The organism is Loigolactobacillus rennini DSM 20253 (assembly GCF_001436505.1).
Lineage (GTDB): Bacteria > Bacillota > Bacilli > Lactobacillales > Lactobacillaceae > Loigolactobacillus > Loigolactobacillus rennini.
Window position 1 is genome coordinate 74,028 of record NZ_AYYI01000005.1, and the last position, 20,968, is coordinate 94,995.

At 42.5% G+C, this 20,968-nt stretch carries 16 protein-coding genes and 1 other annotated feature; of the genes, 9 read left to right on the forward strand and 7 right to left on the reverse strand.

Annotated features, from left to right (window positions below):
- The first annotated feature begins 1 nt into the window (after position 1).
- The 4 genes from FC24_RS00980 to FC24_RS00995 all read left to right on the forward strand — a co-directional run bounded on the left by FC24_RS00980 (position 2) and on the right by FC24_RS00995 (position 6,629).
- Positions 2-736 carry an L-ribulose-5-phosphate 4-epimerase gene (locus tag FC24_RS00980; protein ID WP_057872998.1) on the forward strand — a complete coding sequence of 245 codons (735 nt, stop codon included), beginning with the start codon at positions 2-4 and terminating at the stop codon, positions 734-736.
- 69 nt (positions 737-805) lie between these two features.
- Positions 806-2,230, forward strand: a complete 1,425-nt coding sequence (gene araA, locus FC24_RS00985) for an L-arabinose isomerase (protein WP_057872999.1) — start codon at positions 806-808, stop codon at positions 2,228-2,230.
- Between the two features lie 181 nt (positions 2,231-2,411).
- Positions 2,412-2,653 (forward strand) — a binding site (T-box leader).
- A gap of 64 nt (positions 2,654-2,717) precedes the next feature.
- A complete protein-coding gene (gene asnS / locus FC24_RS00990; RefSeq protein ID WP_057873000.1) occupies positions 2,718-4,106 on the forward strand; it encodes an asparagine--tRNA ligase in 1,389 nt (462 codons plus the stop codon).
- 159 nt (positions 4,107-4,265) lie between these two features.
- On the forward strand, positions 4,266-6,629 hold the full coding sequence (locus tag FC24_RS00995) for an adhesive domain-containing protein (protein ID WP_057873001.1): 2,364 nt from the start codon (positions 4,266-4,268) through the stop codon (positions 6,627-6,629).
- A 547-nt stretch (positions 6,630-7,176) separates the two neighbouring features.
- On the opposite strand, the gene FC24_RS01000 is transcribed toward FC24_RS00995, so the two are convergent.
- The 3 genes from FC24_RS01000 to FC24_RS01010 form a co-directional block, all read right to left on the reverse strand.
- Complete coding sequence (locus tag FC24_RS01000) at positions 7,177-7,863, reverse strand: phosphatase PAP2 family protein (RefSeq protein ID WP_057873002.1); 687 nt, start codon at positions 7,861-7,863, stop codon at positions 7,177-7,179.
- A 196-nt stretch (positions 7,864-8,059) separates the two neighbouring features.
- Positions 8,060-9,868: an oligoendopeptidase F gene (gene pepF, locus FC24_RS01005; protein WP_057873003.1), complete on the reverse strand. Its 1,809-nt coding sequence runs from the start codon at positions 9,866-9,868 to the stop codon at positions 8,060-8,062.
- Between the two features lie 168 nt (positions 9,869-10,036).
- Positions 10,037-10,726: a LysM peptidoglycan-binding domain-containing protein gene (locus tag FC24_RS01010; protein ID WP_235807285.1), complete on the reverse strand. Its 690-nt coding sequence runs from the start codon at positions 10,724-10,726 to the stop codon at positions 10,037-10,039.
- A gap of 731 nt (positions 10,727-11,457) precedes the next feature.
- On the opposite strand from FC24_RS01010, the gene FC24_RS01015 reads away from it, so the two are divergent.
- Positions 11,458-12,327, forward strand: a complete 870-nt coding sequence (locus tag FC24_RS01015; RefSeq protein ID WP_057873004.1) for an SDR family oxidoreductase — start codon at positions 11,458-11,460, stop codon at positions 12,325-12,327.
- Positions 12,328-12,483: 156 nt separating this feature from the next.
- Here FC24_RS01015 and FC24_RS01020 read toward each other — a convergent pair whose 3' ends face one another.
- On the reverse strand, positions 12,484-13,086 hold the full coding sequence (locus tag FC24_RS01020; protein WP_057873005.1) for an NADPH-dependent FMN reductase: 603 nt from the start codon (positions 13,084-13,086) through the stop codon (positions 12,484-12,486).
- Between the two features lie 281 nt (positions 13,087-13,367).
- Here FC24_RS01020 and FC24_RS01030 point away from each other — a divergent pair, with 281 nt between their 5' ends.
- Positions 13,368-14,822 (forward strand): FAD-binding oxidoreductase, encoded by a 1,455-nt coding sequence (locus tag FC24_RS01030; protein WP_057873007.1) that lies wholly within the window; start codon positions 13,368-13,370, stop codon positions 14,820-14,822.
- Positions 14,823-14,963: 141 nt separating this feature from the next.
- Here the strand turns inward: FC24_RS01030 and FC24_RS01035 are convergent, their stop codons facing one another.
- Genes FC24_RS01035 through FC24_RS01045 form a run of 3 tightly spaced genes read right to left on the reverse strand, consistent with a single transcriptional unit; the run spans position 14,964 to position 16,819 of the window.
- Positions 14,964-15,743 carry a hypothetical protein gene (locus FC24_RS01035; RefSeq protein WP_057873008.1) on the reverse strand — a complete coding sequence of 260 codons (780 nt, stop codon included), beginning with the start codon at positions 15,741-15,743 and terminating at the stop codon, positions 14,964-14,966.
- Positions 15,736-16,449 carry an ATP-binding cassette domain-containing protein gene (locus tag FC24_RS01040; RefSeq protein WP_057873009.1) on the reverse strand — a complete coding sequence of 238 codons (714 nt, stop codon included), beginning with the start codon at positions 16,447-16,449 and terminating at the stop codon, positions 15,736-15,738. The genes FC24_RS01035 and FC24_RS01040 overlap by 8 nt, the downstream gene beginning before the upstream one ends.
- Complete coding sequence (locus tag FC24_RS01045; protein ID WP_057873010.1) at positions 16,442-16,819, reverse strand: GntR family transcriptional regulator; 378 nt, start codon at positions 16,817-16,819, stop codon at positions 16,442-16,444. The genes FC24_RS01040 and FC24_RS01045 overlap by 8 nt, the downstream gene beginning before the upstream one ends.
- A gap of 400 nt (positions 16,820-17,219) precedes the next feature.
- On the opposite strand from FC24_RS01045, the gene spxB reads away from it, so the two are divergent.
- From spxB to FC24_RS01060, 3 genes are all read left to right on the forward strand, one after another.
- A complete protein-coding gene (gene spxB, locus FC24_RS01050; RefSeq protein ID WP_057873011.1) occupies positions 17,220-18,971 on the forward strand; it encodes a pyruvate oxidase in 1,752 nt (583 codons plus the stop codon).
- 30 nt (positions 18,972-19,001) lie between these two features.
- Positions 19,002-19,913: an FAD:protein FMN transferase gene (locus FC24_RS01055; protein ID WP_057873012.1), complete on the forward strand. Its 912-nt coding sequence runs from the start codon at positions 19,002-19,004 to the stop codon at positions 19,911-19,913.
- 116 nt (positions 19,914-20,029) lie between these two features.
- On the forward strand, positions 20,030-20,719 hold the full coding sequence (locus FC24_RS01060; protein WP_057873013.1) for a PAS domain-containing protein: 690 nt from the start codon (positions 20,030-20,032) through the stop codon (positions 20,717-20,719).
- Positions 20,720-20,968 lie beyond the last annotated feature (249 nt).

The following is a 20,968-nucleotide window of genomic DNA, read 5'->3' on the forward strand; positions in this document are numbered from 1 at the left end:
AATGTTAGAAAAATTGAAACAAGAAGTGTATGACGCCAACATGCAGCTGCCCAAGTTAGATTTAGTCACGTTTACTTGGGGGAATGTTTCTGGTATTGACCGGGACAAAGGCTTGTTTGTCATTAAACCTTCTGGCGTTGCTTACGATCAGTTAAAACCAGAAGACATGGTGGTGGTTGATTTAAACGGTAAAGTCGTAGAAGGCAACCTGAACCCTTCCAGCGATACGCCGACCCACACTGTACTGTACAACAAGTTTCCAGATATTGGCGGGATTGTGCACACCCATTCGCCATGGGCAGTGGCCTTTGCCTCAGCTGGGTTAGATGTGCCCGCATTGAATACCACCCATGCCGATACTTTCTATGGTCCCGTACCGGTGTCTGATCCGTTAACCAAAGAAGAAATTGAAACGGCTTATGAAGAAAACACCGGTAAAGTCATCGTGCGGACGTTTAAAGAGCGAGGCATTGATGAAGCAGCAGTTCCGGCTGTGCTAGTTAACCAACACGGGCCATTTACTTGGGCAGCCACACCAGCCAAAGCGGTTTATAACGCTAAAGTTTTGGAAGTGGTAGCGGAAATGGATTACCACGCGTTAGAACTAGCAGGCCACGAACAAATTGGCGTTCCGCAATACTTGTTGGATAAGCATTATTACCGCAAACACGGCAAGAACGCCTATTACGGCCAAGATAACGCTAAGTCACAAACCCACGCTGCTCGCGAAAAATAAGGGCCAAGGTTAGTGACACTTAACTTATGTGTATCAATGTTATAAAAAATAGATGAAGGAGTGTTTTACATGTTAACAGTACCTAATTATGAATTTTGGTTTGTTGTTGGTAGTCAGCATCTTTATGGTGAAGAAACATTAAAGCATGTTGCGGAAGACGCTCAAAAAATTACAGACGGCTTAAATGAAAAAGGCAATTTGCCTTATAAGATTGTATTCAAAGAAGTTTTAACTACTGCAGATGAAATCACCAAGTTTATGAAGGAAGCAAACTATCAAGATAAAGTTGCCGGTGTCATTACTTGGATGCACACTTTCTCCCCAGCTAAAAACTGGATCCGCGGGACAAAATTATTGCAAAAACCATTGTTGCACTTAGCAACCCAATTCTTGAACAATATTCCTTATGACACCATCGACTTTGATTACATGAACTTAAACCAAAGTGCACATGGCGACCGTGAATATGGTTACATCAATGCCCGCTTAAACAAACGGAACAAAGTGATTTATGGTCACTGGGCAGACCCAGAAATCCAAAAGGAAATCGCTGATTGGGAAGACGTTGCCGTTGCTTACAATGAATCATTTAACTTAAAGGTTGCACGTTTTGGTGACAACATGCGTAACGTTGCGGTTACTGAAGGGGACAAGATCCAAGCACAAATTCAATTAGGCTGGACTGTTGACTACTTTGGTATCGGTGATTTAGTTGAAGAAATCAATAAAGTCACAGACGCAGATGTTGATAAAGAATATGCGGATTTGAAATCTAAGTATGAATTAGTCCAAGGCGACAATGATCCTAAGACTTACGAACACGCTGTTCGTTATCAATTGAAAGAATATATTGCCATGAAACGCTTCTTTGAACGCGGTGGCTACTCTGCCTTTACTACAAACTTCGAAGACCTGCACGGCATCGAAGAATTACAAGGCTTGGCTGCACAATTATTGATGCGTGATGGCTATGGCTTTGCCGGTGAAGGTGACTGGAAGACAGCCGCATTACTCCGGGTATTCAAGATCATGACGCATAACAAGAAGACTGCCTTTATGGAAGACTACACCCTTGACCTACGTAAAGGCCACGAAGCTATCTTAGGCTCTCACATGCTAGAAGTTGACCCATCCATCGCTTCCGAAAAACCACGGGTTGAAGTTCACCCATTGGATATCGGTGGCAAAGACGATCCAGCACGGTTAGTCTTCTCTGGTTCTGAAGGTGACGCTGTCGACGTTACCATGGCAGATTTCCGGGACGGTTTCAAAGTGATCAGCTACCCAGTTGACGCCCACAAAGCTGAAAAGGAAACACCACACTTACCAGTTGCTAAACAGATGTGGACACCAAAAGCTGGCTTGAAGAAAGGCGCTACTGAATGGATCCAACAAGGCGGCGGCCACCACACAGTCTTCTCATTTGCAGCTAGTGAACAACAAGTTGCTGATTTGATGACCATGTATGATGTTAACTTCTGCGAAATTAAGTAGTTGGTGATAGATGCCATAAACTCATTTAACAGCTAAAAATTGGTGCAATTCGCATAAGCGAGTTGCACCTTTTTTTGTTTGGAAGTGCTACCTACTATTGAACTAGCGCGTCAGCACTTAGTTATCCTCAACATTTACAAACACGTCTGATCATGCTATGATACTTGCATATAACAATTGATCAAAAACAAGCAGTAAGAGGAGTACAGTTGCGTGTACGCACAGCGAGTTGAGGGCGGTGGAAGCTCAACCTATGACGGGCGGCTGGAAAAACACTTACTGGGTTGCCAGCTGAAACAATTATTGTAGTAGGCTTCGCCGGCATCAATCCGTTAACATTGACAGCGTATGTTTGTACGCTTAAAGTGGTTTATTCGGTAAACAAATTGGGTGGTACCGCGAAAGTTGCCTTTCGTCCCTTGTCTAGGGGCGAAAGGCTTTTTGTTTACAGCGCGACAACATTGTTTTTAAAAATGGAGGTTAGAAAATGGAAACAACATTGATTAAGACATTGTATCAACAAGCGCAGCATGGAGATGATCAAGTTTGCGTTTTGGGTTGGTTGAAAACCATCCGGACGGCTAAAAAATTAAGTTTTTTGGAAGTTAATGATGGGTCGAGTTTGAAAAATGTGCAGGTCATTGTAGAAAAAGACATCGCTAACTATGATGAAATCACTAAGTTACCGATTAACAGTACGGTTAAAGTCACCGGCCAAGTGGTGGATACACCTAAAGCCAAACAGCCTTTTGAAATTCATGCGGCTGAATTAAGTGTAAAAGGGCAGTCTGATAGTGATTTTCCACTGCAAAAAAAGCGCCACTCGTTTGAATATTTGCGGACGCAAGCACATTTACGGCCGCGGACAAATACCTTTTACGCGGTCTTTAAGATTCGGTCGTTAGCTGCTTTTGCGGTTCATCAGTTTTTGCAAGAACACGGTTTCGTTTACGTCAACACCCCGATTATCACCAGTAGCGACGCGGAAGGTGCCGGGGATATGTTCCAAGTCACCACTTTAGATTTGAACAACTTACCTAAAACAGAGGCAGGTAAAGTGGATGAAAGTCAAGATTTCTTTAAAAAAGAAACTAACTTAACGGTGAGTGGGCAATTAACGGCTGAAGCGTTTGCCCTAGCTTTCCGGGATGTTTATACGTTTGGGCCGACTTTCCGGGCTGAAAACTCACATACACCGCGGCACGCCGCTGAATTTTGGATGATTGAGCCGGAAATGGCGTTTGCAGATTTACAAGCTGAAATGGCGTTATCTGAAAAACTATTGAAGTACGTGGTAGATTATTTAATGCAAAAAGCACCTGATGAATTGGCCTTTTTAGATGCTAACGTAGATGATGGGCTACTGGTACGGTTAAAGAAAACTAGTCAAGCAGATTTTGCCCAAATCACTTATACCAAAGCAATTGAATTGTTGGAAAAGGCGGATCGTTCTTTTGATTACCCAGTTAAATGGGGCATTGATCTGCAAACAGAACATGAACGTTATTTATCTGAAGAAGTTTACCAAAAGCCGGTATTCGTGACAGATTATCCTAAAGGCATCAAAGCGTTCTACATGCGGGACAATCCAGATGGTAAAACGGTTGCCGCAGCTGATTTATTAGTGCCGCGGATCGGTGAGTTAATCGGTGGTAGTCAGCGTGAGGAACGGCAAGCTGAATTAACTAAGAAGATTGGTGAATTTGACTTAAATCCAGCTGAATACCAGTGGTACTTGGATTTGCGTAAATACGGTGAAACAAAGCATGCTGGCTTCGGCATCGGTTTTGAACGCTTATTGATGTACGTTACTGGCATGGAAAACATTCGGGATGTGATTCCATTCCCACGGACACCAGGGAACGCAGAATTTTAAAATTGGCTATCAATATAAAAAGTCAGGGCAAATGTTGCCCTGACTTTTTTTAGTTATTTTAGTGACTTATTTAATCGCGCTGACTTTGCATTTTTATTTACACAGTATTTCAGCTCATGCTAAATTTTGTTTAAGAAAAGTTAAATACGAGGTGAAGCGATGAATTATTCGAGACGGCCAGTTTTAAAGAATACGTTGTATGCTTCTGGTGCTCTACTATTGTTAGTAGGTTCTAGTGTCCCAGCAAGCGCGGCAGTTGTTACGGGAGCAGTGCAGACTAGTTCGGCCACTGCCCGAACAGGATTAGCGGACATGTCAATTTTAGAAAATACCAGCTTGGTTTCGACAACTGGACAGGAAATTGCACCTAATGCAGCTGGTAATTATGATTTGGCACTGCAGTTTTCCGGAACCGGTTTAGCAGATGTGGGGCTGGTAGACAGTAAAGTGTTGGTCTACGTTTTGCCTGCAGAACTGCAAGGAAAGGTTTTAGATGGAGCAACAGTTGATATTCAGGCAGATTTATTGCCAGTGACGCCAGCTGATATTCCGGGGATCGATTTGCTATTTAACGCGGTTGAATTGGCTGTCAATGTGTTTGCGTCGGCTGTGGCGTTGACCGGGACCGATGTTAGTGGTTTGCAAGCGGCCGTTGAGGAATTAAAAGGATTAAAGGATTTAGGCAGCTACACTGCTACTTTACCAGCAACGATCAGTGGGGATGGCAAAGCCTTATCTGTTGATTTTACGCAGGGTTTAGGCAATTATTTTCACCAAGCTTATGCCACCTTATTTGGTAGTTTGCAGACAGCGGTCAATGGTATCGACTCTGCCAACCCGCTTGTTGAAGCGGCGTTAACGATTTTAAAAGAAAGTACGGATCCGTTGTTTAAATTAATTAACAGTATTGGTGATGCGACTTCTGATGTATTAAACGCCAGCATTAACGGTAATTTAATGGGGACAACTAAAGGCACGCTAAATTTGACGGTTTCGGAACCTAGTGCACCAACAGCAATTGTCCGAGCAGCTGCCATTGATGATGCCTTGCTTTCTGCTGATGTTTTATCGTTAGTAGAAACAGGGGGTGAAGCGGTGACGTTAAACTTTCAATTGCCAGAAGAAACACCGACGAATCCGTTGGAAGATTTTACGGTACCAGCTGCAACCTTTGAACCTATCCATCATGGCGCAAATACGTTGACCGGGAATTTAGCATTAGATGACTCGGTGCCAGCAGGAACGTCATTTGAAGCAGTGACGACACTGCCTAATGGTCAGCAAATTCGCACACCAATTGACAGTGATGGTCATTTTACAATTGAAACGGGAACAGTCAATGAAGGCGAATCCCTTCAGGTTCAGATTGTGGCAGTCAACGGCGATTTTAGCAAAGCGGGTGCTAGTACCACCGTCACTGTTGCTGCAGCTGAAACTGCGCCGCCAACTGACGAACCAGGTGCTGGTGATGATGGAGAACAAGATACGGATTCACCGGGGGACGCCGAGACACCAGGTGAAGGCGATGATTCAACTGACGAGGATCAGCCTACTGATGATGACGGTGAAGATGTTGCGCCGCCGACCGACGATGGTAATGATTTGGAAACGCAGCCAGATGAGGATTTAGATGCTGATAATGATGGGGATACCATACCCGATGATACTAACGACACTGGTAATGATGATTCACCGGTGCCAGATACTGACGAGGACGAGGGGAATCCGCCACCAGATACAGATGACGATGGCAATACCACGGATGATAATGGGGATACACCAACGGAACAACCAGAAACCGATGGCGACAGTGATGCTAATGATGACATGCCACCGGTAGCTAATCCAGATGATGACACAACGACGACGCGGCCGGATGGTGAAACGGAGGGGACTGACATTAAGCCAGAGGGGACACGCCCACCAGAAAATGATGTGTCGAACACAGAAACGGGAAATTCTGATAGTACAACAGATAGCCCACTGATTGATTATCAAGTTAGCCAGCCTAGTTTGGATCCGGTAAAACATGGGGATGTGCAAATTAGTGGTACCGTGGCTTCAGATGCTACCACACCAGCACAGACGCATTTTGAGACGGTTGCGACTTTACCTTCTGGCCAACAAGTGACAACCACCACTGAAAGTAACGGACGCTTCACGTTAAAAACAGGTCATTTAGCAGCTGGTCAACGGGTTGTCGTCCATACAGTTGCGCACAATAACGGCCACACGCGGCAAAGCAACCCGGTGACGATCATTGTTGATCCGGCAATGACCAGTTATCAGACGCCAGGAGGGTCACAACCACTTTCTGGACAAGCGCATAATCGTTTAGCGCGAGCATTTGAAGCTAGTGGTCAAACTGATGCAGCGCAGGCTAATCAAAAGCAAACTGCTGCTAAAACAGCACAACGGCTACCCCAAACTGGAGAGCGCCACTATGGCATTTTAGCCGTCATCGGCGGTGGTTTGCTGATTATTGCAGCCGCCTTAGGTATTGATAAATGGCGGCAGCGGTAGTGGTTAGATTTAAAAAAGATCAACCAGCAGTTAAGGCATCACTGTTGGTTGATCTTTTTTTATTCATTAGGGCGGCACTATGTAACGTCACTAATCACTGGCAATGGTTTCAGCTGGTAACCGCATAATTTGTTGGTGTGCGTGCCGTTGAATAATCACTTTTTCGGGTAAAATCAGCGTGGCATCCATTAATTCCAGCGAAAATTGTTGGTCTGTGAGTTGCGGACAATAAATTTCACAGTGCTGACCTTTTTTCTTAATGATAAAGCTAAGGTTAGTCGGTAGATGATTGACTTCGGTTTTTAATAAATCATAATAATTCCAGAGATAATTCGTAAAATAAAGGGGTAGCTCGACACGAATGCCTGCTGAAAGCTGCCGCGTTGCTGGTCGCTTGGAAAAAATAAAATCACATCCCTAAATAAATTACAATTGATGTTACGCCCATTCTAGGCAATTATGCAGCGAAACACCAGTTAAAAGTCCCGATGTCATCGAATTGACATCTGATGCTAATCTGTTTGTTTAGTGATGTCATTGAATTGACTTATTTAGGTTTACGGGCGTGCCGCATGTTGGTGGGCGCTTTTTCCAAATGGGTTTGCAGCCATGGGTTAAACTGGTGGTGCGACCAAAGGGCAGCACGTAACCATAAATACCCTAACAGTAAACCAGCAACAGTATCGCTTGGATAGTGGGCGCCTAAGTAAATCCGCGCACACAAGACTAATCCGAGCCAAATACCGGCTAAAAGGAGACACCCCGCACGTTGCCAAAGATGCGGTAGCGATTTGGTGAATAAATAAAGCAATAAACTGATGATCATCACTGCCGTAAAAACATGGCCACTAGGGAAACTATAGCCAGTTTCACTGGTTAAAACGTGTGTAGTGGGCCGTGGTCGGGCCACTAAATGTTTTAGTAACCATGAAATGACGGCACCAGCTAGAAAAGTTGTCCCGCTCCAAACAGCCGCCGCTCGTTGGTGAAAGTACCAGAGGCCGCCGGCAAGGAGGATGGCATAGATTAGTGCAAAAGTGGGTTGTGCGATGACACTGATTAAGCGAAACATGAAAGTGCGCGTCGGCGTTACTTTGGTTTGCAACGGGTAAGCTAGCCAGTGATCGACTACTTGCAATGGTGTCACTTGAAAATGGGCGAGCAGTGCAAGGATCACTAAACAGACGGTTACCGTAAATAACGCAGGTAGTCGGTGCTTTTTTTGTGGTTTCAATGGTTTAACTTCCTTTTTTTACAATAGTTTAAACAATGATAAGATTCCCAAATCTTAATTCAATGCATTAAAACTAACCATAACAAATGAAATTAAAAATTTGCTAAAGTTTTTGCCAATTTTAAGCAAAAAGCTGATAAAAATAGCGAGCGTCCATAAATGGGCGTTCGCTATAATTGATTAACGACAAACTTGATTAATTGAGTTGTTGCAAAAGTTTTTCCAGTTCATCAAGACGTTGCTCGAACACTTTAAAAGCGTGTTGTAGGTAATCTGGTTTAGTCATATCTACGCCAGCTTTTTGCATAATGTCAATTGGATAAGCGCAACTACCAGACTTCAAATAATTAATGTAAGCAGTACGGTCACTGTGTTTACCGTTGATAATTTTATCGGCTAACGTTGTGGCTGCTGCAAAGCCCGTCGCGTATTGGTAAACGTAATAATTGAAGTAGAAGTGCGGAATTCGCGACCACTCTAATGCGATTTCAGCATCATTGGTAATCGCTGGGCCGTAGTACTTCTTGTTAAGTTTGCCGTAATAATCTGCTAAGTGTTCAGCAGTTAACGGTACACCTTTGGCATCTTCGGTGTGAATGAATTGTTCAAATTCTGCAAATTGGGTTTGCCGGAAAATGGTGCCTTTAAAGCCATCTAAGTAATAGTTCAAAATGTAGGCCCGAGTACGTGGATCGGTTTGTTGTTTCAGCAAGTAATCGGTCAATAAATTCTCGTTGGTAGTTGAGGCAATTTCAGCAACAAAGATTGCATAGTCCCCATAAATGTAAGGCTGATTGTGGTGGGTATAATAACTGTGAACTGAGTGTCCCATTTCGTGGATCAGCGTGTACAAGTTGTTTAAATTATCTTGCCAGTTGAGAAGAATGTAAGGGTTCGTGTCATACATACCAGAAGAATAAGCACCACTGGTTTTACCTTTATTTTCAACAACATCGACCCACCGGTTGTTCAATGCTTCTTTGACAATACTGTTATATTCGCGTCCTAAAACTTTAGTGACTTTAAGGACTTCAGCTTTTGCCTGTGGATAAGTGTAAGCTAGGCTAGGTTGCCCGGTTAACGGTGTGTACAGGTCATACATGTGCAGTTCCTTCAATCCCAAAACTTTTTTACGTAACGCGACGTAGCGATGCAGTAGGGGAAGGTGCTGTTCAACTTGATTAACTAAGGTTTCATAAACGCTTTCGGGAATATGGTTAGCTGCTAATGCTGCTTGGCGCGCTGAATCGTAGTGGTGGACGCGTGCTTGATAATTATGCATTTTAACGTGGGCCGCTAAAGTCGACGCTAAGGTATTCCGAAATTGACCATAAACGCGATAAAGTTCTTGGAAGGCTTGTTTGCGGACTTGGCGATCAGTGGACTCAATTAAAGTACCGTAGACGCCTTGTGATAACTGAATATCGTTGCCATGGGCATCTTTGACCGTTGGAAAAGGCAAATCAACGTCATTTAAGGTGTTGAATATGTCTGCAGACGCGTCAAAGATATCACTTGCGCCAGCTAATAACGCTTCAGCATCAGCAGAAAGCACGTGCTTACGAGTAGCCGTCACACTTTCCAAATAATGTTGGTAGACTTGCAAGTTGCTGTTGCTATCAATATCGGCTTGCAATTTTTCTTCTGGGATGGCTAATAATTCAGGTTCTAAAAAAGAAGTTTGTGCTGCAACTTGTGCAAGCAAGCTTCCTGCACGCTGGGACATGGCTTGGTAGGTTGGATTGTTATTATCTTGGTTGTGTTTTAAGTCTGCATAAACATAAAGTTTTTCCAATTTACGGTAAAGATCAAAAATTTCATCTAAGCCTTTGCTTAGGTCTTGTGCATTAGCACCAAGTGTGCCCTTTAAGTGGGCCGCTTGCTTGCCTAAAGCAGTGACTTCTTTAAAAGCAGCTTCCCAAGCGTCATCGTTAGGATAAACGGTAGTTAAATCCCAAGTTAGCGCTTCTGGTACCTGCTCACGTTGTGGCAATTCTTTTGCCATTTAAATGCCTCCTAAAATTGTAGTTGAAAATTAAAATTAATCCTTAAATATGACTAGATACGCATTAATGATAGCATAGATAGGTTTTTAAATGCAGGTTGTGCGGCTCATCAAGGTATAAAAAAAGCACTCGGAAAACCGAGTGCTTTTAAGAGCAAAAACTGAATCTTACCACCAGCCATGAGCTTGACGGAAGGCAACAGCGCCGCCGACACTACCATAGCGGGAAGTTGCGTAATTTAACATACCAGCGGTTTGACTAGCAACTGAACCATAGCCCCAGCCTTCTTTAGTTTGGCCTAAACCGTGGTAGCCATTTGGTGAAACGGCGTTCGGGTTGCCACCAGATTCTGGTTGAACAACTGTGTTCCATAATGCGTCAGTACCACCAGCGGCGATAAACTGAGAATATGTAGAACCACCAGTAGAAGCAGCTTGTTTAGTTGCTGCATTTGAAGCTTGTTGTGTTTGTGCAGTTTGTTGGACTGAAGCTGCTTGCTGTTGTGCTTGTGCGGCACTAGCTTGTTGCTGTGCTTGTGCAGCTTGTTGAACTTGTGCGTTATTGTTAGTTGTTTGTGTCTGAGTTTGTGTTGTATTAGTTGTTTGTGTCTTTTCTGAATCAGGAATATCGTACTTTTGGCCAGCGAAGATCAAATGCGTATCTGAATTGATGTTATTTGCTTTTTCAATGCTGTTGATCGAAACACCATATTCGTCAGCTAGCTTGGAAACTGTGTCACCAGATTGAGCTGTTACTGTAGCAGCTTGTGCTTGTTGTGCACCAACAATGAACAAACCTGCAGCACCAGCTGTTGTGAACATTAACATCTTTGCGCGTTTACTTAATAAAATAATCAATCACTCCTAAAGGATTTTTATGTTTTAATTGCGATATTTTTAACTTTAACCGGTGACGCTTTGTGCTGTCATCGATTCAACAGTGCCCATTATAAGCGTAGACTGTAACAATCCAATACCAACAGTGTTACAAAATGGTGCTGTTTTGAAATATCGTCATACTTTTGTAACATCACGTAATGGAAAAATGAGGGAATCCTACGCCTTAGGTCTTAATAAAAAGTTAAATTTGGTGAAATGTTACAGAAAAAGCGAAAAAATTTTGACTTTTTTTTATTTTTTTCTTTAAATTTCTAACGCTTTGCGCATTAATTAACAAATTTCCTGCTTTTTAGCATTAATTTAACAAAAAGATGACAGCTATTACTGAATTGCAAAGGTGTTAGGAGTAAAACACTGATGTTAGCGCTTTTATTCACAAAATGAACGTCACGCTTCTATTATATAGTTGTAAAAATCAGTTTTAAATTAAATGCGAAGCTAAATAGCGGCTTGTGACTATTACCGGTCACAAACCGCTACTATCATAAAAATAACATTTTTGACTAAAGGAGAAAACGTGGAACGACTTTAGAATAACACGTTTTAAGCGAAAATCAATAAAGCGCTAACATTTTAAGGGATATCCCTAACGGAGTGTTGCGCTAAACTTGAACTAGCGTGGACTAATTTATTGACAAACTAGCTAAAGCGTTGCCACAATAAACGTGATTAGTTAAGGAGGAAAAAAGATGACATACAGTATTAGTGGTGCAACTGGACATTTAGGCCGGCAAATTATTGCGCAACTCAGTCGGCTGGTACCTGCAACTCAAATTACCTTAGGCGTTCACACGTTAAGTAAGGCCAAAGCATTTGCTGCTGCGGGAATGGGAATTGTTCCTATTGATTACCAAGAACCTACTTCTTTACAAAACTTATTACTAGACTGCGATGTTTTTATTTATATTCCTAGTAAAAGTCAAACCAGTTTCCAGCGTGTGGAAGAATCTGAAAATGTCTTGCAGGCAGTTGAAAAAAGCAATATTAAACATTTGATTGTGATGGGCTTTATTGCAGATCAGGTAAATAATCCGTTTGCGTTATCAGCGTTTTATGGTTATGCGCCGCGGCGACTGGCGCAAACAGACATTCCGTATACGATTTTGCGCAATGCGCTATACGCTGATCCTTTAGTTCCTTATTTACCAGAACTGGTTCAGCGGCAGCACGTGATCTATCCAATGGCGGATAAGGCCTTGACGTTTATCGGACAAAAGGATAGTGCGGCGGCATTTGCCAAAGTTGCGACCACACCTGCTTTGCAGCAAAATGGTCGCATTTATACTTTGACGCAAACACGGCACTATACCATGCCGGAACTGGCAGCCGTTTTATCCCAAGTTTCAGGACGACCAATTGATTATCAGCCGGTGACCTTAACTGAATTTGCACAACTGTACAATCAAAATGGGGAAGGTAAAATGCTAGCTTCCATGTATGCAGGCGGTGCGCGCGGCTTGTTACAAGAAGTCAGTGGCGATTACCAAACAATTATGGGTCATCCAGCGCAGTCACTACCTGAATTTATGCAAGCAGCAGTTGCTAACGAATCATTTTAGTTTCTACTATAATAAGTGGGCTACAAAAGCACCGTGAAATTTATCGGTTATTAACGACAAATCTCAGGGTGCTTTTTGGTTTGTAACCGTTTTAACAAGCGTTTATGTCAATTCTATGCGCTTTTTTTATACATTTTTGCAACATTTTTTATATGATTAAACGTCGTATGGACTATGAAAAGGGTGTGTTTTAAGTAGTTGACTATAAAAAATCAATTCTTTAATGCCATTGGTTAAACGTTGGGCGTAGTAATCACCGGAGGGAGCTGTTGCTAAGAGGCGCCCATCTGCGGCAAAGTTATCATTAACCTGTGAAATTAAGATTGGATTAGGTAACACTAACGTTTTTAGCATTTGCAGAATTGGAACTAATGATTCCGCTGCTAACACGCCACCATCTGAATAGGAAGTGTAGCTAAGAATTTGAACAGGTTTGCGGGCAACTTCAGGACCCACGTAGTCTAATGCATTTTTAAGCTCACCCGGTAAAGCATGATCATATTCCGGGGTTAAGATGAGGTAACCATCGGCTTGTTTCAAAGCATTAAGCCAGTTTTTTTCGTTAGTAGTCAGGTCAGTTAGCGGTTGTGCTAGCGGTGTTTCAGAATGATTATAGAAAGGAAGCTGGTACTTTTTTAAATCCAGCCATTGATAATCAATGTTGTCCATTTTTGGTGCGTGTTGTTTTAAATAGTCGAAAATGAACTGTCCAGCAGCAACTTTTCTAGTGCTGCCTAAAATGATTGCGATTTGCGTCATAATGGATACCTTCTTTATACATATTTTATATATTTCATTATCAGGATAACAGCCGGCAAAACAAAAAGCAACGACTTAGATCGTCGCAATTGTGTAATAAAACACAAGCGATTTTTAAAATAAATGTTAACAAATTCATGGACTTTTTATAATAAATTTTATATAATGCATCTGTAAGCGATTCCATCAGTGGATCTAATTTGTACGCTTGGTTAATTTGCTGTTGATTCATTGATTGGCTTGGAAATAACCTGTGATTTATTAGAAAGTAGGGAGTTCATATGACTTATCGTCGTGTAACAAAAACAGATGTTGACGCACTACGGGAGATTGTTTCGGCAGACCGGGTCATTTATCCGGCCACAACGCATTATGATCATGACCAGTTTAAACAAGTGCGTAGTTTACCTGACGTTGCCGTACAACCGCAAACCAACGCGGAAGTTGCCGCAATCTTACGCTACGCTAATGAGCATTTGATACCAGTCACAGTACGTGGAAATGCGACTGGTTTGATGGGCGCCAATGTTCCGATGGCTCAAGGTATTGATATTGACATGATTAAAATGAATAAAGTACTAGAATATGATCCAGACAATTTGACCTTGACGGTGCAAAACGGTTTCCGGATTCGCGATATTAATGAATATCTAGCTGACAAACCATTTACTTATATTCCTGCGCCAGCCATGAAATGGGCAACCATTGGTGGCAATGCCAGCACCAATGCTGGGGGCATGCGCGCTGTTAAGTATGGCACAACCCGGGAACACATTCGGGGAATTACCGTGGTGATGGTAGACGGCACCATTCAGCATTTTGGTGGCAAGACGGTTAAAAATAGTTCGGGCTATGATTTACGTGATTTAATTGTGGGTAGTGAAGGGACTTTAGCAGTGATTACCGAATTGATTTTGCGCCTAGTTCCACGGCCGCCCGTTAATTTGGATGTGTTAGTGCCGTTTGTCAACGTTAAAAAGGCCATTAGCGTCGTACCTAAAATTTTGCAAGCCGGTTTAGTGCCCGCGGGATTAGAATTCTTTAGTCGGGAAACCATTAAATATTGGGAAAATTATACCCAGCAGCCATTTATGGATCATACTGGCGATGGCTACTTGTTGGTCACATTTGATGGTCACGATGAAGCAGTGGTGCAGCGTGATTTAGATAAGGCACTGCAAATTGCCAAAGATAATGGGGCTTTAGCACCGATTCGGATGGGGGATGAAGCACATCGGGTCGCTGTCTGGAAAACTCGGAACCAGTTGTTGACGGCGATTCAGCAAACTACCACGGCAATCGATGAAATTGACGTGGTGGTACCAATTAGCCAAATTCCGCGTGTATTGGATAAGGTGGCTGCATTACAAGATAGTGAACAGGTCCGGATGCCTAATTTTGGTCATGCTGGGGATGGTAATTTACACATCTATATGTGCAAAGATGATTATTCACGTGCTGAATTTGCTGGTAAAGTGGATCGAATCATTCGGCAATTGTATGCGACTGCCCGTAAATTAGGTGGCGAAATGTCAGGTGAACATGGCATTGGTTTTGCGCGGGAGCCTTATTTTGAAGCTTATTATGGACAAGACAAAGTACAATTATTGCAAAAGATTAAATCAGTGTTTGATCCCAACCACATTTTAAATCCGTATAAAGTTTTTCCGACTGTTGGGCCCAATCGGCAAGCTAATCGTTCATTAGACGTTAACGACATTAAGCCCAAACAATAGCTAAATGTTTGCTGCTGTTTTTAGCAGGCAGCATAAAAAGTGCCCCGCTAGTAAATAAAAATGACAAACCACGTTTAGTACGTGATTTGCCATTTTAGGTTACCTGATTAAGATTGTGAAATTAAGGCTTGCAAATGGAAATTAATCCATGCTAGTTTTCGTTTCAACCCAATGCTTGAGTAAATAAACATTGATCGCTGACATCACGATGACTGACAATAAAAAGTCGCCGGAACTTAAATATAAGCCTAATAAAACGTTGGTATCCGTCGGTGCCGCTAATCCGAAGCCGCTTAGCAGCCATTGAGAAAAGGCCTGCACACCGCTGTCAATCCAGTTTCCCGCAAATAACGTGATGATAATGACCGCAATAATTAAAATGAAGCGGAAAAGCTTTTGCCGGATAGTGGGTAAAAACGCGCTGATGGTTATGGTGACGAAGTGAATTAACGTGATAAACACCCAAGTGAATAATAATAAGCTTATGAAAATTAGGACACCGCCGGTTAAATATTGCCAAGCTTCTGCCGGAAAATCAAACGAGGCTTCACCATCAATAAAGAATTTGAGTGCACTAACTGCTAATAGAATCACTTGCAAAACCATAAAGTATAAATAGCTGAGAAATGTTGCGGCTACATTAGCGCAGTAAAGCTTGGTGTCAGAAGTTGGAATTAATCGATAACTGTTCGCAACCCAGCTACGTTCCATTTTTTGAGCTAGCAGCACAAACACAACAAATCCTGCAACACTACCGTAGCCCAAGGTTAAGGAAGATGGCAAACTATCTGACCAGCTACCTTTAAATAAATTATAAATACCAGTTAAAATGATAAAAATAAGTTCAATGCCCACGGCACCATGGATAATTCTAGCTTTTTGCCGCCAAAAAGTTTTAATTAAACTGCCTGTACTAGTCATGCTCGTTTTCCCCCTCGTAAAAACTTTCGTAATAATCTTCAATGCTTTGATTATGCTTTTCCCGGATGGTGTCGGCTTTTTCTTGTGCGACAACCGTTTGGTGCTGCACCACAATGACTTGGTCCAACAAATTGGCGATGTCAGTAACGTGGTGATCACTGATTAAAATGGTGGCCATTTCTGGTTTCCACTGAATGATGCTGGCGATGATCTTTTTACGGTTCATACTGTCAATACCGTTAAACGGCTCGTCTAGCAGGTATAGTTGGACATGGCGAGCAAAGGTAATCGCAATGGTGAATTTACGTTGATTACCTTTAGATAACTGGTTTAACCGTTTTTGTAGATCTAATTCCAGCTGCTGTGCTAATTTATCAAAATCTGCGCGGACAAAATCGGGATAAACCCGGTCGTAAAAATCAGCGATCTGGTTTAATTTCATGCCTGGGTTAAGCCCAGCCAGCTGTTCGCTAAAGCTGACCATGCTCTTGCGAATCGAGGCAGCTGTTTCATCGTTTAAGCGAATTTCCCCGTGGAATTCTGTTGCACTACCAGCGATCAGTCGCATTAAAGTGGTTTTTCCGGCGCCGTTAGCACCTAGTAAACCAATAATGGCATTGTGCGGTAAAGTCAGTGATAAATCAGTTAAAATGGTGTGCATGTTACGTTTATAGGATAAATCCTTGATAGCTAGTAAGTCAGTCATGTGACTGCTCCTTTCGTTGGTCGATATAATTGGTTAAATATTGAATCATTTCGTCTGGGGTAATTTGCAATTCGGCTAGGCGATCGTACACCATGGCGAGTTGACCTTCCACCACTCGGCGTCTGAGATCCACCAATACGGAAATATCTGTCGTCACAAAATTTCCTTTGCCGCGTTGTGGCTTTAAGATACCTTCGTTGACTAACTCGCTGAGTGCCCGCTGGACAGTATTGACATTAACCGTCAATTTGACAGCTAATTGTCGTACTGCTGGTAATTTAGCGCCTGGTTTCAGCCGATTAACAATGATCTCTTTGTAAATATACTGTTTAATTTGGTAATAGATCGGCACTTTATCGTCAAATTCCATTCCGGCCCCTCCTAACTAGTGTATTAGCTTACTGTTACACTATAACTTGATGCTTAAATTTTTGCAAGTTTAAACGGTAAAATCAGTCTAAAGTTAGAGAAATGGTTCGGTTGGAAGACGGTAAAGGGCGACTGTTGCTGCCAATAGTGACGAATTAGAAATTGCTAAGCTGGTGTGAAAGTGTGTTTCTTTTTTTATGTTGTAAAAATAATGATAAAAAGTTAAAAATAAAGTTAAAACTTGATCGCAATCAAATCTAGTTAAACGTTTTCATTAAAATAAGTGTATACTAATTAATTGTGAGCAGGAATTTTGAATAAACTGTTTACATTTTAGATAAAACTATTATACTTAATTTATATATTATAAATTAACATTTTTGTTTAGGAGGAATTTAGATATGGCACAAACGATCAAAGCAGCCGATGCGGCTTTTAAAGTCATCGAAGAATGGGGCGTTGATCACGTTTACGGATATCCCGGGGGTTCTTTTGACGATGGAATGAATGCGCTTCACAATCGTAAGGACACCATGAAATTCATTCAGGTTCGGCATGAAGAAGCTGGCGCCTTGTCTGCCGCTGCTGAAGCTAAATTGACTGGTAAGCTTGGAGTTGCAATCGGTTCCGCAGGCCCTGGCGCAGTTCATTTGATGAATGGGTTATACGATGCAAAGCATGACCACGCACCAGTTTTGGCATTGGTGGCACAAGTCCCACAAGCACGGATGAACATTGACTTTTTCCAAGCAATTGATGAAGGACCGATTTTTGATGATGTTGCAGTGTTCAACCGGACTGCAACAACCGCTAAAGGATTGCCAGCTTTGATCGATACTGCCATTCGTCAAGCTTATAAGTACAATGGTGTGTCCGTTGTCATTATTCCAAAGAACTTAGGCTGGACAGACATTCCGGACACTTACATTTCTAACGCGAAAAATCACGTTGCACCGATTATGCCAGAACCAGATCCAGCTGCAATTGATAAAGCAGTTGATTTGATTAAAGCAGCTAAGAAACCAATGATTTACTTTGGTATCGGTGCTAAAAACGCGGGACCAGAATTAAAGGCAGTGTCTGAGAAGTTTAAGATGCCATTAGTTTCGACTGTCATTGCAAAGGGCATCGTTGAGGACACCTACCCAGGTTACATCGGTTCTACTGGTCGGCCGGCTGGGAAACCAGGTTCTGAATTAGGCTTTAATACAGACTTAATCCTTTGGGTTGGGAACGATTCACCATTTAGTATCTTCTTGTTCAATCCAAAGGCGAAAGTGATCCAAGTAGACACGGACAGCGAAAAATTAGGCAAACGTCACCAAATCGATGTGCCAATTTTAGCTGATGCCAAAAAGACGTTGGTAGCATTAGCCGCAAAGGGTGATACTTTAGAACCTTCAGACTTTTACCGTGCTGCTAAGGCTAACCAAAAAGACTGGCGCGCTTGGCAAGATAGCTTTATTGATGACAAAGAAGAACCTTTGCGTCCAGAACCGATTTTTGCTGCTATCAACAAATATGCCGCTGACGATGCTGTCTTTGGCATCGATGTTGGGAACGTCAACATCAACTTCATGCGGTTAATGGATTTGAAGACCACACAAAAATGGACAACTTCTGGCCAATACGCAACTATGGGCTATGGCTTACCAGCCGCAGTTGCTGCTAAAGTAGCTTACCCTGATCGGCAAGTCTTCAGTTTAAGTGGTGACGGTGGTTTTGCCATGATGTCGCAAGAAATCTTAACGGCCGTTAAGTATCATTTGCACACCATCAACGTGGTCTTCAGTAATCAAACTTTAGGCTACATTGAAGCTGAACAACGTGATGATACGCACCAACCACTATCTGGTGTTGATTTAATTGACACAGATTGGGCAACTGTCGCTAAGGGCATGGGTGCTAAAGGCTATACCATTCGTAGTTGGGATGATATTGATTCTGTCTTTAAAGCTGCAGTTGCCGCTGATGGCCCAGTTGTGATTGACGTTAAATTAACTGGTGCAATGCCATTGACAACACAACACATGTACATCGATCCAAGCTGGCAAGATCCAGAAAAGGTTCAAGAATTTGTCAAGAAGTACCAGGCAGAAGACTTGAAACCATTTAGCACGTACATGAAAGAAGCCGCTGAAGGCAAGATTTAAAGTTGGATTTAGTTTGAAAGGGTCAAGGTCATGAGACAAGCAGCACGTGTGGTCCATTTGATGGGGACTGTGATCAAATTACAAGTTGTGTTTTCCCAACCAGAACCGATTTTAACTGAATTAGTGCACCGGTTAAAAATTTATGAACACCGGTTTAGCGCCAATGCAGATGATTCTGAATTGATGGCGATCGCCCATCAAGCTGGAAAACATCCGGTAAAGGTGCATCCAGATTTGTACCAATTGATTAAAATTGGCCAACAGCAGAGTTGTTTGCCAAATAGCCGGTTGAACATTGCCATCGGACCGCTGGTGCAAACTTGGCGGATTGGTTTTAGCGATGCGAAACTACCTCAGTCAGCTGAAATTAAAGCAGCACTGACTAAAACTGACCCGCATGCCATTATTTTAGATGACACGGCACAAACCGTTTATTTAAAAAAAGTGGGAATGGCGCTTGATTTAGGATCGCTGGCTAAAGGCTACATCGCAGATTTGCTGATCACTTATTTAAAGCGAGTGGGTGTCACGTCCGCGCTGTTAAATTTAGGTGGTAACGTTTATGCACTGGGGCCGATGCGACAGCATCAAGATCAGCTTTGGCGAATTGGTATTCAAGATCCTGCCCAGCCGCGAGGTAATTATAAAACCATTGTTAAGGTCCAAAATCGTTCAGTTGTCACTTCAGGGATTTATGAACGGCAATTGAAGGTTGGTGGTAAAACTTATCACCACATTTTGGATCCGCAAACCGGGTACCCGATGAAAACTGATGTGGCCAGTATTACGGTGATTTCGCCATGGTCACTTGATGGTGAATTGTGGACCACGCGTCTGTTTGGACAATCACAGGCAGTGATTTTAGCTAAACTACGACAATTACCGAGTATTGAAGGCATTGTCATTAATCAAGATGGTACGATGGCGACGACCTGGGCATAAACGGTCTGTGAAAACGATTGCGCACCCTGTTTAGCGTTTGTTATACTTGAATCAGTGAGCCAATTGACCTTTTGACGACTAATAGTCACCATTTGATTGCGAAGGGAGCAGTTAAAATGAGCGAAGAGAAAAAACAAGATGATATGGTTGAAGATTTAAATGCAACTGGAAAAATTGATACTACTATTGAAGGCGTTTCGAAGTCGGATGACCAATGGGTAGAAAAGGCAGCGAAAAAAGTGAACGCCGTTGAAGGCAACACTTATGTGAAATTGGATCGCGGTCTACTAACGGTTGATCAGTTGAATTATTTCTTAAATTCAATGCCATTGGAATTAACCTATGCAGATAGTAATAATCAATTTCTCTACTATAATAATATGATGCCAACGGAAAAAATGTTGGCATCCCGGACACCAGAACAAGTTGGGGAGGCATTGGTTAACTGTCATCCTAAACGAGCGCAAAAGCACGTTGCACAAGCAATTCATGCTTTGCGTACTGGTGAAACTGACGAGATTAAAATGCGGGTACCAACCGGCCCGGATAAATGCATCATGCATTATTACCGGGCAATGCACGATAAAAAAGGTGACTATGCTGGAGTTAACGAATATGTCCTAGACTTAATGCCAGTTATTAAGTGGTATTTAGAAAAAACTGGACAAAAATTAGTGGCCGACCCAGATGCCGGCTCTAGCGCTTCACTTCAAGATCAACCAGATGACACATCCAGTGCGTCAGTCGATGACGAAAAGAAAGAAAACTTAGTCGACGACGCATCCAGCGCATCGGTAAATGATTAGAGTGGTAGAGTGATTGATGTGCCGGTTAGCTTTTGAGTACTAGCCTAAAAAGCTGGCACATCAATCACGTTTAAATGGGCGTTGGCAGGTAACTGCCAAGAAGTGGTTAGCTTTTGAGTATTATTTTAAAAGGGACAGATGATTTGACCTGCAAATCATCTGTCCCTTTTATTTCCATCGTTGATTGAATTTTAAGCAGCGTTGCCACGCCTAATTTCGTGTTGAACTGCACAACTACAAATTAGGGTT